This window comes from Gelidibacter maritimus, from assembly GCF_014062315.1.
GTDB lineage: Bacteria > Bacteroidota > Bacteroidia > Flavobacteriales > Flavobacteriaceae > Gelidibacter > Gelidibacter maritimus.
On sequence record NZ_JACGLT010000013.1, the window covers coordinates 33,764 to 50,563 of the forward strand.

The following is a 16,800-nucleotide window of genomic DNA, read 5'->3' on the forward strand; positions in this document are numbered from 1 at the left end:
AAAGAGGAAATCCTATATTAAATTAGACCTAAATATACAACTCTTTTTCATAAGGTTTATGTCAGACACTTATTGTCAAAAGCATCAAGTCTTCAAGCATTCCTCAATGGCATTACCAAACAAGTCCACTAAGCTAATGCCCGCCGCCGCCGCTTGTTGGGGTAAAATACTTGCCTTTGTCATTCCTGGAATGGTATTGATTTCCAAAAAGTGTGGTTCACCGTCTTTAAATATAAACTCACTACGACTAAAGCCTTTCATTTTTAAGACTTCATAAACTTTCTTGGCGGCAGTCCTTACTTTTTCCTCTTGTTCGTCGGTCAATCGAGCTGGCGTAATTTCTTGAGATTGTCCCAAATATTTGGCCTGATAATCAAAAAAGTCATTATTGCTCACAATTTCGGTAATGGGAAGTACAGTCACTTCACCTTTATACATAATAACGCCAACCGAAACCTCTACGCCATCTAAAAAAGACTCAATAATCACTTCATCATCTTCCTTAAAAGCGACTTCCAATGCTTTCTTGAACTCTTCTTTTTTATAGACTTTGCTGATCCCAAAACTGCTGCCAGCTTTATTGGCTTTTACAAAACATGGCAAACCTACTTTGGCGATAATGGCATCTTCATCAATAACATCGCCTAAATTTACATAGTAAGATTCGGCGGTTTTGATACCATAAGGTTTTAAAGAGCTCAAACAATCCCGTTTGTTAAAAGTCAATGCCGCTTGGTACATATTGCAACTTGTCTGTGGAATTTCTAGCAATTCTAAATAGCCTTGCATAAATCCATCTTCCCCAGGAGTTCCGTGTATGGCGTTAAAAACACAGTCAAAATTGGTTTTAAGTCCGTTAACAGAAATCGAAAAATCATTTTTATCCACAGGATACTCGTTGTCGCTTTCATCGACATATACCCATTTGTCTTTAAAAATATGAATGCGATAAGGATTATATTTTGACCGGTCAAGCGTTTCATAAACTACTTGTCCGCTTTTGAGGGAAATCTCGAATTCGCTCGAAAATCCGCCCATGATGATGGCTACATTCTTTTTCATATTTAATTCCCGCAAAAGCGGTAGTCTAATTGGGGTTTATTTTTTTAGCCACGAATGCACAAATACATTTATGGTCGTTTAGAAAGTTATTAATAATAGCATTTCACATCTAGGTATTGAAACAACAATATTTACAAGTAATAAAAGTTATACATTCGTAAATTAATGGACGATATTCTACGAACAAAAATATCACATTAAAAGGAAAAGAAAAAACGGTTGGATTTATATATCTTTGCCACTTATAACAAATTTTCATGAGTCTAATAAAATTTTTAACGAGTAAAGCATTTTTAATACAAATTGTACTTGCTATTGTGGCAATTATAGTATTGTCTTTTTTAATGTTGAAATGGTTAGATTATCGCACTAAGCATGGGAGTTTTGTAACAGTCCCGGATTTGGCTGGCAGAACCATTGAAACCGCAGGGATTTTATTGAACGACAATCAGCTGACTATGGAAATTCAAGATTCTGCCAATTATAATCCTAAATATCCTAAATACTCAGTAATAGAACAATATCCGTTAGCCGGTAGTCAGGTTAAGGAAGACCGAAAAGTATATTTGATTTTAAATCCTTCAGGCTATCGTAAAGTTGAAGTGCCTATAGTGGTTGGTCGTACCTTTCGGCAAGCCAAGCCAACTTTAGAAGCCATTGGATTTGAGGTGGGTAAAATATCTTATATTGATGATATTGGTAAAGACGAGGTTCAATCCATCTCGTTTGAAGGTACATCGGTCAAAGCAGGCGATTTACTGCCCATGACCTCTAAGATTGATATTGTTTTGGGGAATGGTAATAGAGGTACAGACGAAGAATGATAGAAAACACCCCAGATTTAGAAGATCAAAATGATGATGATTTGTATGAGCATTACGCTTTTACAGCAGAAAAAGGTCAAACACCATTGCGCATCGATAAATACTTAATGAATTTTATCGAGAACGCTACGAGAAATAAAATTCAGGCAGCGGCCAAAAATGGTAGTATCTATGTCAACGATATTCCTGTAAAATCCAATTACAAAGTCAAACCTTTTGATAAGATTCGTGTGCTTTTTGAGCATCCACCTCATGAATATTTACTGACACCAGAAGACATCCCACTTGATATTGTATATGAAGACGATGATTTGCTTGTAGTGAATAAAGAAGCCGGTATGGTCGTGCATCCAGGGCATGGTAATTATTCGGGCACGCTCATTAACGCCCTGATTTTTCATTTTGAAAATCTGCCCAACAACTCCAGCAACAGACCTGGTTTGGTGCATCGTATTGACAAGGATACCAGCGGCTTATTGGTCATAGCCAAAACCGAAGCTGCCATGGCCAATTTGTCAAAACAATTCTTCAATAAAACCAGTGAGCGCGAATATATTGCGATTGTATGGGGCAATGTTGAGGCGGACGAAGGTACAATTGAAGGTAATATTGGCAGGCATCCCAAAAACAGGTTGCAAAATACCGTGTATTTAGATGATGTTGAAGGTAGAGGTAAACCTGCCGTCACACACTACAAAGTTATTGAGCGCTTAGGTTACGTCACATTGGTGTCCTGTAAATTGGAGACTGGCCGTACACATCAAATCCGTGTGCACATGAAACATATTGGACACACATTATTTAATGACGCACGTTATGGTGGTGATAAGATCTTAAAGGGAACGACATTTACAAAGTATAAACAATTTGTTGATAATTGTTTCAAAATATTACCGCGTCAGGCGCTACATGCCAAAACCTTGGGCTTTGAACACCCTACAACGGGAGAATTTATGAGTTTTAATTCTGAAGTCCCACAAGATATGCAAGAATGTATTGCCAAATGGCAGCATTATGCCAAGCATAAGGATATGGATCAGGAATAATTGAAATCTAATATTGACTTTTCTTCAAAGTATTGAATTCTAATAATACTTTCATTTGGGCGTTTTTCCTCTACAATTCAATTGTCAGAGGGTCGGCTTTTTTTCTTCTCACTTACTTCTAAATACTACCAATAGAGAGACTCAAAAAAGTAGTTTATAAATTCATAGAATTCATGAGATTATTACTGCCATAAATGTGGGCAAATAATCCGAAACGCCATGGATGAAACAGTTGCAGATCATTTTGTGTCTTTTATAATTGAATATTCGCAATATTTTGACGCAACTAAGAGAGATAATTTGCATCTCTATAATAGACTCTATTTTTAAAAAAGCTATGAAAAATAAAATTTATCTCTTTATATTCATTGGAAGCTTAGTAATTTCTTGCTCTAATGATGATGACCTAAACTATAAAAATGAATTTGAAAAAAGCCACAAAGCCTGGTTGGATTTTAAAGAACACCATGCAGATTCTTACAGGTATACGGTTGTTGATAATTCTTGGGTGGGTTTTTCGTGGGAAACAATAATAACGGTTGTTGACGGACAAGTAACCCAAAGGCATTTCAAATATACATCTCCTGATGATTTAAATGATATTCCTGAGGAAGAGATAGAATGGATTGAGAATGGCTCAAAAGTAGGGAGCCATAAAAACCAAGCGGCTGAGCCCTTAACTATGGACCAGGTCTACACTAAGGCTGAAAAGGAATGGTTGATTAAAAGAAAAAATGCCAAAACCTACTTCGAAACCGGAAAAAACGGATTGATATCTTCTTGTGGTTATGTTGTAAATGGCTGTATGGATGATTGTTTCATTGGTATTCATGTTAAAAATATAGAGTTTTTATCTTTTTAACTGGCCAATGAGTTTAAAATCGTTGTATTTGTTAGCAGAAAGTCTATTGACATGATATACCTCATTTCCCAATTGCAATTTGATTCGTAACTTTGCACATTAAGAGCATATTAATCTAACAAAAGATACCCGCTTTAGTGGGAGGAAACTATGAAACTTGTATTATCGCCAGCAAAGAGCCTAGACTTTGAAACGGAATTGCCCACAGATAGAACTACGCAACCTGAATTTTTAAAGCAGTCAGAGCGTCTCAATAAAATCCTTAAAAAGAAATCTGTTAAGGCTTTAGCAGAGCTAATGGGAATTTCGAAAGATTTGAGCCAACTCAATTATGATCGCAATCAGGATTGGCAAATGCCATTTACAAAAGACAATTCGAGACCTGCAATTTATGCCTTTAGTGGTGATGTTTACAGAGGTTTGGATGCCTATTCCATTCCAACAGATAAAATGGAGAAGGTTCAAAATACGGTACGTATTCTTTCTGGATTGTACGGCATTTTGAAGCCATTGGACTTGATGCAACCCTATCGTTTGGAAATGGGTACAAAATTGAGCATCGGAAAAAATAAAAATTTATATGAATTTTGGAAAGAGGACATTACCAAAGCTTTGAATGCCGAGTTGAAAGATGATGAGATATTCCTTAACTTAGCAAGTGTAGAATATTTTAAGGCGATAGATAAAAAAGCTTTAAAAGTCCCTGTTGTGGATGTGGATTTTAAGGAATTGAAGAGTGGGGAGTATAAAACCATCGGAATTTATGCTAAAGTAGCCCGCGGACTCATGACCCGATATATTATAGATAATGATGCAAAGACCATAGAAGACATAAAGGGCTTTGACTTGGAGAATTACAGATTTCATGAAAAGCTATCTGTAGAAAATAAATTAGTTTTTACGAGATAGCTTTATGATGATAGAAACAAATTCAACCCAAACTTTTAAGGTTTAGACTTCTTTTCTAAATTGATTTTTTCAAGTGTGGTTGGTCTTTTCTTTATCCTAAGACGTTTGACACCGTAAGATCCACGTTGAATTTTTCCTCGTCTGGTTTTTTTATCGCCTTTTCCCATTGTTATTATAGTTTTATTGTAGTTAAAATGAAGTAATCCTGAAGGTACTCATTTTTAGAACTACAAACCAATACCTTCAGACTTTTAATATTATTTAACAGATGTATTTTTATTTTATCATTGCTTTTCAAGCCTTTTGTATCTATCATCTATTCAAAAATAGAAAGTCGTTTTATTGGATTTTTGCGATTATATTTTTGCCGTTGGTAGGCTGTGTCGCGTATTTGGTTACTCAAGTTCCCAAAAGAAATGATTCTGAAAAAATTCAGGAAAATTTTAAGAAAAGAATCAATCCTTCCAATAAAGTAAAAGCAATGCAACAAAAGCTTGAATTTGCTGACACATATCTCAATAGAGTCAATCTTGCCGATGCCTATTTGGAGGCCAATGATTATTCGGCTGCTATTGAACACTATACTATAGCCTTGGAGGATAAGACCCAAAACGATTTTTTTGTTAAAGAGCATTTAATCAAATCTTATTATAATATCAACGATTATGATCAGGTGATTGCACATAGTGACGGTTTGGAAAGTCATAACGAGTTTGAGAAATCAGAAGTTCCGTTTCTTTATGGGATGGCCTTGGCGGAAATGGGTAGAACGGATGAAGCTATAGCCCTATTGAGAATGATTGATAGACCATATTCCAACTATAATGAACGCGTGGCATTTGCAAAATTGATGTTGCGTATTGATAAAACTGCCGATGCCAAAGAAATTTTGGAAGAGCTCTCTGTTGAAATGCAAAATATGACAGCGCCTAACCAGCGCATATATAAAGAGACGATTCTTGAGGTTGAAAAATTGAGAAAAAATTTGTAGTTGTTTTTTCACCAACATCCATATCCCCCATTTATTAAAAGCGATACTACAAAGCTGATTGTTGGAACTTTACCGCCGCCACGCTTTTCTGTTGGCGAGTTGCTTGAAAAGGATGTCGATTTCTGTTATGGCAGTTATTTCAATTCGCTGTGGCTATTTATTGACAAGATTTATGATCTTAACTTGCGATATGATAATTCGGAAGAAGCTGTTGCACAACGTAAAGATTTTCTGATAGCACATAAGATTGGAGTTTGCGACATTGTAGAAAGCTGTGAGCGAGAAAAAATAAATGCCTCTGATTTGGGGATGATCAATATTCGGTTACGCAACCTTATTGGATATCTTCAAAAGTATCCCAATATAGACACCATTTTATTTACGGGAGGAAATAGCAAGAACGGGCCTGAGTATTTCTTCAGAAAACATTTAAAAACTTACGGATTGAAATTAAAAGTGGTATCTGATGAGGTGCCACGGATCCATGAATTTCAACTTCCAGCCAAACCGACTAAAGTTGAAGTTTCAAATTTATCATCTTTAGAAAAGTCAACACAACTCCGTACCATCAAAACAGTCTCCCTTACTTCAGGATCTGGAGCTGCAAATATTTCTATTAGTAGAATGCCTTTATACCAACATTTAAAAGCCAAAAATCCCAACTTCAATACCTTCGATTTTAGAGTGCTCCAGTACCGCGAGTTTATTTGAGTCAACACCATTTTTGAATGTGTTAATGCTTTGCAATGTATTTCGTAAATTGTCCTATTATCGAGAGGTGATCTTATATTACCGTTCGCAACTTCGCAGAACAGTCCAATGAAAAGAATTTTACAAATCAGCAATGGTATTGCGCTCGTTTCCACTATTATCGTCAATTATCTTTCCAATACTGGAGCTATCAATAATACCACAATTGGTGAGGTTTCAAAAGGTTTGAATTCACTTTTTACTCCAGCGGGATATGCTTTTTCAATTTGGGGATTTATTTACTTACTGCTCATTGGTTTTATTATTTATCAGGGGAGAAGTTTGTTTGTGAAAGTACGGGATGATGATTTCGTTTTGAAAATTGGATGGTGGTTCGTGATATCGTGTATAGCAAATTCTGCATGGGTGTTTCTGTGGATTTATGGGTATACAGGATTGTCTTGTGTGTTCATCTTCTTGCTGTTATTCTCTTTATTGAAAATTGTGATGAACAATGCGATGGAATTGTGGGATGCGCCCATTTCAGTGATTGCCTTTTTATGGTGGCCTTTTGTGTTTTATAGTGGTTGGGTTTCAGTAGCAAGTATTGCCAATGTGTCTTCCTATTTAACAAAAATAGAGTGGAGTGGCTTTGGAATGTCAGAAGTGGCATGGACGATTTTCATGATTATTGTGGCCTTGATCATTAATTTAATTGTGACCTGGACCCGAAATATGCGAGAGTTCGCATTGGTTGGCGCTTGGGCGCTCATTGCCATTGCCTACAATAATTATGAGTATGAAATCACTGTTGTCTATGTAGCGGGTGGTGCTGCGCTTGTTCTCATTGTAAGCAGTTTGACTCATGGTTATATAAACAAGGCTACCAATCCAATGGCGAAGTTAAAGGAGCGTTTTCAATAATTATCCGCTATGGATAAAGGCTTGTTTTATTTCTGTTAATGGGTTAATGTTTACACTCTACTTATCGTCTTTCGTTTTTGCCATTAGTCTTCAATCCATCTGTTGCTCCAAAATAAACAGCGCAATCTGATGGAATCGAAACACCATCAGACATCCAAATTGTTTATGTCGTTTAGCGCGTAGTACTTTTGTGTGAAATTTATTTTTGTATCAAGGTTCATCAAGCTATTTCAAGGATAGTATGTCCAGGAAACCATTAATAATGGACCTTTGTGGCTTCAATTACGAGTTGAGTGGTGATAATTTAAGTAATGCCCATAAAAATACCGTATTTTTCTAAACTGTGAGCGATTTAAATCTCCAAAATTCGTTTTTAGGTGGTGTTGCTTCGAAGGTTAGGACTTCCTTAGACTCAGAGGCTTGGTAGGTCAGTTTCCACGCATGAAGACAAATAGCTAATGGAAAATAGTTTTCATCTGAGCCGTATTTATCATCGCCAATAATTGGTAACCCTATGTGCGCCAATTGTGCTCTTATCTGATGGAAGCGACCCGTTTTAGGTTTTACTTCCAAGAGATAACCAAAAGCATTCTTGCCTAAAACTTGATAAGATAACATACACTTTTGAGAGTCTTTGGATTTTGATGGAACGATATCAGCTCTTTTTTCTAAAGTGTTTTTAACCAGAAAATTCGTTAAGTTATCTTTGTCTTTTGGCGGTTTGTTTTTAACCATGGCCAAATAGGTTTTTTGAACATTTCGACTGCTGAAGAGATGGTTAAATTCTACAAGAATACTTTTTTTCTTGGCAAATAACAATACCCCACTTGTAACCCTATCCAATCTGTGTATCACACCGACAAAGGGCTTTTGTTTGTTTTTTGAAAAATGATTGAACACTTGATCCTCGACGGTGTTTTTTTCATATGGACTTTTTTCACTAATAAGTCCAGCTGTTTTATTGACCACGATAAAATCATTGTTTTCATGTACTATTTCAAGTTTGGACATTGATGCTGCGCTTTTAAATTATCTGAATCGTAAGGATCGATAGGACTCAGTGCAAAAATAGGATTATCTATAGAGTATGGTAGAAGCTTAATCATTTTCTCTTTTATTATACTCAAATATAGTCGCAGAACATATAAAAATTTAGAAAAATCTTTTGATTTGGTAATCTAATTGTTGGTTTGCATCGTCAACCATGTTTTTGATGGGTTTAACCTCTTTTTAAATCTACTAACCAAAAATTCACTTTAAGCCCGTTAAGAAGTTCATACTCCATACGCACAAAACCGTAGAGGCTTGAAAAATAACTTGTTAGTTTGGTCGTGCCAATATCAGAGGAAGCCGAACTTTCTATAACAAAACACTCTAAAGTACCAAAGGCTGTTTTGACATTTTCCATTTTGCTTACCTTGTAATTGAGAGATAGTAGTAAAGGCTCTTCCCAAACACCCCAAAGCGGATTGCTCCAGTTTTTTCCAATCGCCATTTTGTCCGTCCATTCCTGACCTATAGATGGGGGCTTCTTTATAAACGGAAACGGGGCGGTTTGCAAGGCATTGAAAAACCCAGTTCGGACGGGATGAAGCCAAATATTGTGAGAATTATCTACCAATCCAGTTAAACTCATGCCTTTTGACAGTGGATCTTGAATGTAGGATATTTCCGTTTGTCCCTCGTTGGTTCTTTCCGTATCTGAAACCTGTTGTACAACCAATCGGATTCTGTCTACTTCAATACCATCAGTAGCTAAAGGCACCAATTCAAAATCGGCACTTCCGTACATACCTTTGTTGTGTTTAAGTTTCAGTACTTTACCGTCTTTTTTAATTTCATAGTCAAATATGTAGGCATTCCCTACCAAGTAAACCTCATTGGAAGCGTCAATATTGTGCGTATCCATAACAACCGTATCATAATTTTGGGTTACGCCAATTTGGAAGGTAATAAGAAATAGTATGGTCAATTTTCTGGTCATGACGATTTTTTAAAGGGCCTCGAAGAATTTTTAAAGATAATTAAAATAAATAGTTGAGAATGCTACACAACAAAAATAATCTTTCAGGATGGTTTTTATAGTACAGAACATCTTACATGTTATGAGACTTTTCGATTCTCTTTCTTACATTTTATAAGATAAAAGGGATAAATGTCCATCACCTCCGTTATCTCAAAAAGGCCTGCTTGACCAAATTCCTCCTGTATAGACTTTCTGTCATAGAAAAACATTCTTACACCACCAAAAATTTCAAATCTGTCTTTGTCAATACAAGTTCCTTGGCCATAAATTTGAGCTTCCTTAGTAACGGTCGTAAACACCATAAATCCGTTTTCCGAGAGTTGTTTATAACAATTTGTGATTAATTTTTTTCTGTCGTTTTTATCCAACAAATGAATTAGGGCATAGCAATAGATGCCACCATACTGTTTGCTGTCAAAAGGCATTTCGGTTACAGAACCGTGATGAATATGTAAGTCATTTCCAAAGTGTTTATGGGCTAAATCAATAGCTGTTTTAGAAATTTCAATACCTGTAACCGACATACCGTTATCCCTAAAAATTTGTGCGTTTCGTCCGTAACCAATCCCAGGAATAAGTATGTCTTTTACGTTTTGTTCAATAAAAAAATCTTTAATCAATACAGTGGATTTTGCGGGTTCAAAACCCCACATGTTCCGATTGATTTTAAATGCTTTTTCCCAAAAATCTGTCATTCATTTAGTGTTTTGGATGATATGATTCACTTCTTGTTTTTGAAATTCATCTTAAGCCATTCAAATATGATTTTATAAACATACTCTCTTACCTCATGTTTAGAGAGTACTAAATCATGCAAACCATGTTCAATTTCGCGAACAGTCACTTTGCCTTGGAGTTGGCTGGCATATTGGCGGATATGATCTACATTTAAAACCGCATCACCTTCCATAAACCGTTCCGACCATTTTTTATCCTTAATAGTTTGACTGCTATACAGTATCAGGCCAGGCACGTTTAGCTTCATATTGTTTTGTATACTCTTATGTGCCTTATGGATGGCATGGATAAAACTTAAAGTTACCTTCGGCAAATCGTGCGGCTTCCATGCCAGATTATAATCCCATTCCCCAAAGTGATCACGGTGAAGGCTATAACCATAGAATCTTGAAAATCCACCTGAGATTAACAAATTGGGAAAATAATTGCTCAAAAAGGATAATACAGGAATCCCGATTTTCCTTTCAATAGCATTCAGATTAAATTCATAAAACGGGCTGTTGCAGATGATTCCATGGAATAAATTGCTATGTAAATGTCTACCCGCATAATAGGTAATAATGAGCCCACCCGTAGAATGGCCCATGAGGATGACTTCAGAGTGCTTTTCCGATTTTATGATGTGCAAAGTGGCATTGATTTCTTCATCATACTCTATAAGTGAACGGACATTATTTATTATTTGATGATTCAGGTACGACCGACCATATTTTCTTAGGTCCAAAGCATAGAACGTATAGCCTTCTTTATTGAAGCGCTTAGCCATTTGGTCCTGAAAAAAATAATCGCTGAAACCATGAATATATAAAATGGCCTTAGCAGAAGGAATTGTCGTTTGTCTACGGATTAATGTTGCAATGACCTTACCTTCATAGTCATCTTTCAAGGTCAACGTCCGTTGTTCAAATTCATCACCAAGGATGTCAGGCACATATGCTTGGTTGCTATTTATCATCGACTTCTATTTTATATTTGATTTGGAAAGCCATTGAAGGCAGAAAAATCACGCCTTTTTCTTTCCGATGAATCGGATCACGCTGGCTAAACCGTTGTGAAAGTTACCTTCCTTTAATTCTATTAGCGTTTCTTCAAGATGAATAATTTCAAAATCTATAAAAGTGTCTTTAATCTCCTGCTTTGTATATAGCATCTCTCTATTGGCAGGGCCGCCAACTTTCGGATTTTTTTCACGAAGCTCAAGATTGTTAACGCTAAATCCTTCTAAAATGAGATAGCCATTTGGTTTTATTAATTCGGCTAAATCTTGGTGTAGTTTTTCTTTTTCATGAGCAGCAAAATGAGCGTAAATTAACGCGAGAGCGTCAAAGCTGTTCTTTTTTAGATCTAATTGGTTTAGCTCTCCGACTCTATAATCGATCTTCACATTTTCTGAACGGGCTAATTCCATTGCTTTATTTCTACCTTCTTCACTTATATCAAAAGCAATGACTTCTAAACCTTTTTTTGCCGCATAGACGGCGTTTCTGCCTTCGCCTTCGGCTGGCAAAAGCAGGGTGCCATCTAAATTTAGTTTATCAATGGTATTTTTAAAAAATACATTTGGATGTGTTCCGTAGGCGAATTCCTTTTCCTTGTATCTGTTATTCCAAAATTCTTCCATAGTAATTTTATGTTGCTTAGTATTTATTAATTCGTGTGTTAATCCATCAATCGGAATATTTTGAATAGAATGTTTTTATCCGTTGTAGATCTATTGAGAAGTTTATAGTGATACATATGAGCTTTTTATGCATACGATGTTCTCTTGCCACTAACTTCTTGTTTTTAGTTCACCAAAATACCCTATTAATGTAAGAAATCCTATTGACGGAATAAAGTCTTTGTCGCTTATTAAAAATGATCAATTTGTCGATTTACATGCGGATATTTTCGACAATCCTTCCACAACAGCCCGTCGTAACGAAGCACACTCGAGAAAATATTCGAAATTAGACCGAACAATAACTCCTGTAAACTGAGACCAATTGGTTGTAAACAAATAAAAAACAGCAGTGGGAGACAAGTATGAGCAAAGATTTATTGTTGGCTTATAAGCCTTTCAGAGCTGATAGGATATGCGTTTGTAGCCAATTACACATGGTGAGATTTGGAATATAATGCTACACATGGCGTAATACGATCAATTTAACCGTACATTTGCACAAAATTTAAAGGAGTGACCTAAATTAATAGTGTTTGCTTCGTAAACACAATTTATGTCATTCAAATCATTAGGATTATCTGATGCTTTGCTTAAAGCAGTCAGCAAACAAGGCTATACAACGCCTTCACCAATTCAACAAAAGGCCATCCCGTTAATTTTAGAAGGAAAAGATGTTTTAGCATCGGCACAAACGGGAACAGGAAAAACAGCCGGTTTTACATTGCCATTGTTACAATTATTGTCGCAAGGACAAACGTTGCGCAAACGCCCAGTTAGAGCATTGGTATTGACACCAACTCGGGAATTGGCGGCTCAGGTGTATCAGAACGTTAAACAATACAGCACGTATTTAGATATTAGAAGCACCGTTATTTTTGGCGGTGTCAACCAAAATCCGCAAGTGGCAACACTTCGCAATGGTGTGGATGTGCTTGTCGCCACCCCAGGACGGTTGTTAGACTTGCATAACCAACGCTTGTTGTCTCTTGCCAATATTGAAATTCTTGTTTTGGATGAAGCCGACCGTATGTTGGATATGGGTTTTTTACGCGATATCAAAAAAATCATGGCAGTGATGCCAGCCAAACGTCAAAACCTTTTGTTTTCGGCGACATTTTCAAAAGATATTAAAGCGCTTGCCAACGATATTCTTAACCATCCGGTCATGGTGGAAGCTACTCCGGAAAATACTACGGTGGAGGCTATTGACCAACAGGTCTATCGTGTTGCCAAAGGCTTAAAGCCCGACTTGCTTGTGAAGCTGATTTCTGATGGTAATTGGGAACAAGTGCTGGTGTTTACCCGTACAAAACACGGTGCTAATAAATTGACCAAAAAACTTATCAGCAGTAATATTACGGCCATGGCCATTCATGGGAATAAAAGTCAAGGTGCAAGAACCAAGGCCTTGGACGGATTTAAAAGAGGTTCGGTGCGTGTGTTGGTAGCCACTGATATTGCTGCTCGTGGATTGGATATTCCGTTATTACCACATGTAGTCAATTTTGAATTGCCAAATATTGCTGAAGACTATGTGCATCGTATTGGTAGAACAGGAAGGGCAGGAGCTAGCGGATTGGCCGTATCATTGGTTAGTGCGGATGAGACAAGCTATCTTCGTGATATCCAAAAACTGATAGGTGAGCGTATTCCTGTGGAAATTGTAGAAGGCTTTGAACCTGATCCGAACGCATCAACTGAGCCTATTAAGCAAGGCCAAGGAAGAGGTAGAAGACCCCAACAACGAAAGGCAGGTGGTAATAAAACAGGCTCCAAGGGTTCAAATTCTGGAACTGGTTCTGGAAGAAATAGAAATAGGAATCGACGGAATTAAAAAGTAAGTTAGCTGCCGTGGGTAGTTATAGTGATGGCAGGAAATCGAAATTGAATTCAAAGTCGAAATTTCAACGATATAACTTTGCTAAGTTTTAAATAAAATTGTCTCCAATCAGTGTTTTTAACTTGGATAGTTGTAAGAAACAATAAACAAGAACCTTCAAATGTTAAGTCCAACTTTAAAAGACAAAATGATAACGGTATGTGAGGCAAAGATTGCCTCGAAAGGCCCGAATGTCGGTTTGTCTTTTTATGCGTTTTTCGCCAATAAAAATGAGACGCCTGAGTTGTTGATGGAAGCTGCCACTTGGTGGATCATGAAACATAAGTTGGATCATTTTGAGAAGGCGGTGAAGATCTTAGCGATGGTGAAGGATTAGCGGTTGTTCTCTCGCAAAGTCTTAGTGCCACAGATTAAAATCTCAAAATACAAAACCCAACTTACAGAAGAATTGTCTAAGTTTTTTTTAATTTAGCGTCTAACAAAATTTGGGAATATCAGCTTAATCAGCGTCATAAGCCTGAACGTACGGGCAGGTCAGCTTTCCATTGATTGAGTTTTTGAACAAGAAACCTAAAACTTGCAACTAAAATAAGAAACCTTCAAAAAATGCAACCCAACAACCCTCTACACGGCATAAAACTTGAGCAAATCATTAATGATCTGGTGGCGCATTATGGCTGGGAGTATATGGGTACGGTGGTTAAAATCAGGTGTTTTAATGAAGATCCATCAGTAAAATCCAGTTTGAAGTTTTTACGACGAACCCCTTGGGCCCGCGCTAAAGTGGAACGGATGTACCTGAATATGTTGGCAAATAAACGCTAAAGTTCTACTGGTTTTCCAATCTCATTGATTTCATCTGTATTTGGTCCTTTATGGATTCGGTTCCCATTTGTTCGGCATCGGTTCGCTATCCTGTACTGTGAAAATCAGAAGAATATATGAGCCTTTTTAAGGGATTAAAATAAAATTAGATAAAACCAACCACTTTTTCCCGTATCATGCAAGCGTCTAACGTTTATTGCCAATGCTGGAAAAAAGGATACCAATATATATAAATCACCAGTAAAATCACAGCGATAGATTCCAGATGCAGTTCAACCAGTGCGCTTGACAGGAATGCCAAAAGAAGATGCTTAGGAGATGAAAAAGCATGAACATCCGATAGTCTATTCGTCTTGCACGTTTACTAAAGTCGGCATATTTGTTTTTGAAAGCTTCTAAATACCAATTTGTAGGTCGGTAGTCAAGCTGAGGTATTGGTTAAAATAGAAATATTGCTGAATAATTATCTCAAAACACTTGGTGTTGAACCATTGGTCAATTATCCTTATAAGGATACATCAATTTAAAAGTATCATTCACACTTTGATGTAAAATGGTGGCATGATTTTCATTCGGTAAAAAGAGAAACTCAGAGTTAAGATCTGGTTTTCCAGAGTTTTTCAACAGTTTGGCCAGACTTCTCGCCTCACGTTCCATAATTTCACCTTCAGTACCTACCGATATATATACATTGGCAGGCATCTTGGAATGGGCGCCTAAAAACATTTTGGCGTCTTTAAGTAAGGATTCATTATCCCACCATAAACTCGGACTTACAATAATATAATCTGTAAAGAGTGTTGGTTTTTTAAATAGAATTTCTGTAGCGAGCAAGCCTCCAAGCGATTGCCCAATGAGTATTTTTTGGTTTGTGGTAGCATAATTGGCCTTAATATAGGGTTGTACTTCACTTTCTATAAAGTCGATGAATTTACGCGAACCTCCTGTCGTTGGATAATCCATTTTTAGCTTCCTGTCTGTTGTGGGAAAAGTGAAGTCCCGTTTCCTATCGATATTGGCAATGCCCACCACTATGGATTTTGGCATAGTCATCTGTAAGTTAAAAAACTGTACTAAGCCAACTATATGCACAAAATCTTCATTAATACTGCCGTCCAATACATAGATTACTGGGTATTTTAAGGTGTCTGAAGTCTTATAACCCTCAGGCAAATAAATGTTGAGCGTTCTGGATTCTGATAGAATTTTGGAATCAATGGAAACTACTTCCCCAATCGTTAGGGGTAATTTTGAGTTTTCTTCTAACACGGTTTGTGCATCCGAAGAACTAAGGGTGATAATTATCAAAAAAATACTAAAAAGAAGGTGTTTCATTATAGAGAATAGTTTGGATGCTTTTTGATTTGTAAGAATAGGTTAAATATAGTGTATTGATGAGGTTTTATTAAGGTTTTTAACTTTTAGAAATTTTATTCTTTAACCACGAATTTCGCGGATTAAATGGATTCCTAAATTGCACTAATGTGAAATTAATTTATCTTATATTGCTTTAAACCTGGTTGTTCTGCGATGGTTTTGCGTGTTCCTTTCTTGAGTGCAGTCCAAGCAAACGGTCCTAATGCTCTTTGTGAAACTAAACAAAAGCTCCAGATTTTAAATAAAACCCGGAGCTTTAAAATTTGACCTATTCTGTTTTGATTCCATGCCTGGCCGATTGATTCTAACATCTAAAGGAGACCTATTATGCTGAGCGCAATCAAAGCAAGCGGTTTGCTTTAATCTTCTTCCTCCTCCTCATAAATGGCAATTGTAGCATCGAATTCTGCATCCTTAAATTCATCCCTACTGATCCAATATTCCGATGTGGTCATGATATAAGAATTCTCACCTGTATTTTCTAATTCCCACACAATATCTTCTGCTTCATCAAAGGCTTCCTTTCCTTCTAATTGGTCCGCGTACAAACGCTTAATAATGTTATTATTTGCAAGCGTCTTATCTAAAACTTTTAAGACCACTTCTTTTGAGACATCTTGATTTGGAGTGATTTCAAATTCAACAATGGTGGCTTTTGCGGACGGAAAGGTTCCATTATAAGCTTTGTATAGCAATTGATTGATGTTGAAAAGCTCATGATGCAAGCTGATGTCGCTATATTCTTCAGAAATTTTATCCAATACCATGTCGTGCGACATCTGGTCTATTTGACCTTCTGTTAAATGTTCGGATAATTTATACTCTAATAGGATGGCTGCGGCTTCTGGACCCTCAAAATCAGATATGGCCATAAAGAGTAGTTCTTCAAGTTCTTCAGGCTTTGATTTTTCGCCCCCTGGAAACCCAAATCGGTCTAAAAGTTCAATATAATCAGCATTGGTCCATGTATCTTTAAATTCTTCAACAGTTTTTACGCTATTGATAACAATATGATAGTTCATA

20 protein-coding genes are annotated in these 16,800 nt (G+C 36.7%); 10 read left to right on the forward strand and 10 right to left on the reverse strand.

The genetic code is table 11. The features are described 5' to 3' along the window. Nucleotides 1-84: 84 nt before the first annotated feature. Nucleotides 85-1,062, reverse strand: coding sequence for a D-alanine--D-alanine ligase (locus tag H3Z82_RS14715; protein ID WP_182206267.1), 978 nt, complete (start codon nucleotides 1,060-1,062; stop codon nucleotides 85-87). Between the two features lie 257 nt (nucleotides 1,063-1,319). On the opposite strand from H3Z82_RS14715, the gene H3Z82_RS14720 reads away from it, so the two are divergent. From H3Z82_RS14720 to yaaA, 4 genes are all read left to right on the forward strand, one after another. Then, nucleotides 1,320-1,886, forward strand: coding sequence for a PASTA domain-containing protein (locus H3Z82_RS14720; protein WP_182206268.1), 567 nt, complete (start codon nucleotides 1,320-1,322; stop codon nucleotides 1,884-1,886). Further along, nucleotides 1,883-2,932 carry an RluA family pseudouridine synthase gene (locus tag H3Z82_RS14725; protein WP_182206269.1) on the forward strand — a complete coding sequence of 350 codons (1,050 nt, stop codon included), beginning with the start codon at nucleotides 1,883-1,885 and terminating at the stop codon, nucleotides 2,930-2,932. Before H3Z82_RS14720 ends, H3Z82_RS14725 begins: the two co-directional genes overlap by 4 nt. A gap of 337 nt (nucleotides 2,933-3,269) precedes the next feature. Next, nucleotides 3,270-3,794, forward strand: a complete 525-nt coding sequence (locus H3Z82_RS14730) for a hypothetical protein (protein ID WP_182206270.1) — start codon at nucleotides 3,270-3,272, stop codon at nucleotides 3,792-3,794. Between the two features lie 150 nt (nucleotides 3,795-3,944). After that, complete coding sequence (yaaA, locus tag H3Z82_RS14735) at nucleotides 3,945-4,703, forward strand: peroxide stress protein YaaA (RefSeq protein ID WP_182206271.1); 759 nt, start codon at nucleotides 3,945-3,947, stop codon at nucleotides 4,701-4,703. Nucleotides 4,704-4,738: 35 nt separating this feature from the next. Here the strand turns inward: yaaA and H3Z82_RS14740 are convergent, their stop codons facing one another. Beyond that, nucleotides 4,739-4,870: a 30S ribosomal protein THX gene (locus H3Z82_RS14740; RefSeq protein ID WP_163517873.1), complete on the reverse strand. Its 132-nt coding sequence runs from the start codon at nucleotides 4,868-4,870 to the stop codon at nucleotides 4,739-4,741. Between the two features lie 101 nt (nucleotides 4,871-4,971). Here H3Z82_RS14740 and H3Z82_RS14745 point away from each other — a divergent pair, with 101 nt between their 5' ends. The 3 genes from H3Z82_RS14745 (at nucleotide 4,972) to H3Z82_RS14755 (ending at nucleotide 7,308) form a co-directional block, all read left to right on the forward strand. After that, complete coding sequence (locus H3Z82_RS14745; protein WP_182206272.1) at nucleotides 4,972-5,694, forward strand: tetratricopeptide repeat protein; 723 nt, start codon at nucleotides 4,972-4,974, stop codon at nucleotides 5,692-5,694. Beyond that, nucleotides 5,695-6,405 carry a uracil-DNA glycosylase family protein gene (locus H3Z82_RS14750; protein WP_182206273.1) on the forward strand — a complete coding sequence of 237 codons (711 nt, stop codon included), beginning with the start codon at nucleotides 5,695-5,697 and terminating at the stop codon, nucleotides 6,403-6,405. Nucleotides 6,406-6,513: 108 nt separating this feature from the next. Then, nucleotides 6,514-7,308 carry a tryptophan-rich sensory protein gene (locus H3Z82_RS14755; protein ID WP_182206274.1) on the forward strand — a complete coding sequence of 265 codons (795 nt, stop codon included), beginning with the start codon at nucleotides 6,514-6,516 and terminating at the stop codon, nucleotides 7,306-7,308. Nucleotides 7,309-7,644: 336 nt separating this feature from the next. Here H3Z82_RS14755 and H3Z82_RS14760 read toward each other — a convergent pair whose 3' ends face one another. From H3Z82_RS14760 to H3Z82_RS14780, 5 genes are all read right to left on the reverse strand, one after another. After that, the gene (locus tag H3Z82_RS14760) at nucleotides 7,645-8,319 is read right to left on the reverse strand and encodes an RluA family pseudouridine synthase (protein WP_182206275.1); all 675 of its coding nucleotides are present in this window, start codon (nucleotides 8,317-8,319) and stop codon (nucleotides 7,645-7,647) included. Between the two features lie 208 nt (nucleotides 8,320-8,527). After that, on the reverse strand, nucleotides 8,528-9,292 hold the full coding sequence (locus tag H3Z82_RS14765; protein WP_182206276.1) for a hypothetical protein: 765 nt from the start codon (nucleotides 9,290-9,292) through the stop codon (nucleotides 8,528-8,530). A gap of 119 nt (nucleotides 9,293-9,411) precedes the next feature. After that, nucleotides 9,412-10,029, reverse strand: coding sequence for a class I SAM-dependent methyltransferase (locus tag H3Z82_RS14770; protein ID WP_182206277.1), 618 nt, complete (start codon nucleotides 10,027-10,029; stop codon nucleotides 9,412-9,414). A 26-nt stretch (nucleotides 10,030-10,055) separates the two neighbouring features. Then, a complete protein-coding gene (locus H3Z82_RS14775) occupies nucleotides 10,056-11,027 on the reverse strand; it encodes an alpha/beta hydrolase (protein WP_182206278.1) in 972 nt (323 codons plus the stop codon). 48 nt (nucleotides 11,028-11,075) lie between these two features. Then, complete coding sequence (locus H3Z82_RS14780; protein WP_182206279.1) at nucleotides 11,076-11,693, reverse strand: class I SAM-dependent methyltransferase; 618 nt, start codon at nucleotides 11,691-11,693, stop codon at nucleotides 11,076-11,078. A gap of 595 nt (nucleotides 11,694-12,288) precedes the next feature. On the opposite strand from H3Z82_RS14780, the gene H3Z82_RS14785 reads away from it, so the two are divergent. The 3 genes from H3Z82_RS14785 to H3Z82_RS14795 all read left to right on the forward strand — a co-directional run bounded on the left by H3Z82_RS14785 (nucleotide 12,289) and on the right by H3Z82_RS14795 (nucleotide 14,400). Then, nucleotides 12,289-13,569 (forward strand): DEAD/DEAH box helicase, encoded by a 1,281-nt coding sequence (locus H3Z82_RS14785; RefSeq protein WP_182206280.1) that lies wholly within the window; start codon nucleotides 12,289-12,291, stop codon nucleotides 13,567-13,569. A gap of 193 nt (nucleotides 13,570-13,762) precedes the next feature. Further along, nucleotides 13,763-13,951 carry a DUF6500 family protein gene (locus H3Z82_RS14790; protein WP_235982456.1) on the forward strand — a complete coding sequence of 63 codons (189 nt, stop codon included), beginning with the start codon at nucleotides 13,763-13,765 and terminating at the stop codon, nucleotides 13,949-13,951. Between the two features lie 230 nt (nucleotides 13,952-14,181). After that, nucleotides 14,182-14,400 (forward strand): VF530 family protein, encoded by a 219-nt coding sequence (locus H3Z82_RS14795; protein ID WP_182206282.1) that lies wholly within the window; start codon nucleotides 14,182-14,184, stop codon nucleotides 14,398-14,400. Nucleotides 14,401-14,534: 134 nt separating this feature from the next. Here the strand turns inward: H3Z82_RS14795 and H3Z82_RS19840 are convergent, their stop codons facing one another. From H3Z82_RS19840 to H3Z82_RS14810, 3 genes are all read right to left on the reverse strand, one after another. Continuing rightward, complete coding sequence (locus H3Z82_RS19840; RefSeq protein WP_220459195.1) at nucleotides 14,535-14,624, reverse strand: DUF805 domain-containing protein; 90 nt, start codon at nucleotides 14,622-14,624, stop codon at nucleotides 14,535-14,537. A 271-nt stretch (nucleotides 14,625-14,895) separates the two neighbouring features. Beyond that, on the reverse strand, nucleotides 14,896-15,735 hold the full coding sequence (locus H3Z82_RS14805) for an alpha/beta hydrolase (protein ID WP_182206283.1): 840 nt from the start codon (nucleotides 15,733-15,735) through the stop codon (nucleotides 14,896-14,898). Nucleotides 15,736-16,136: 401 nt separating this feature from the next. Continuing rightward, the gene (locus H3Z82_RS14810) at nucleotides 16,137-16,799 is read right to left on the reverse strand and encodes a hypothetical protein (protein WP_182206284.1); all 663 of its coding nucleotides are present in this window, start codon (nucleotides 16,797-16,799) and stop codon (nucleotides 16,137-16,139) included. Nucleotide 16,800 lies beyond the last annotated feature (1 nt).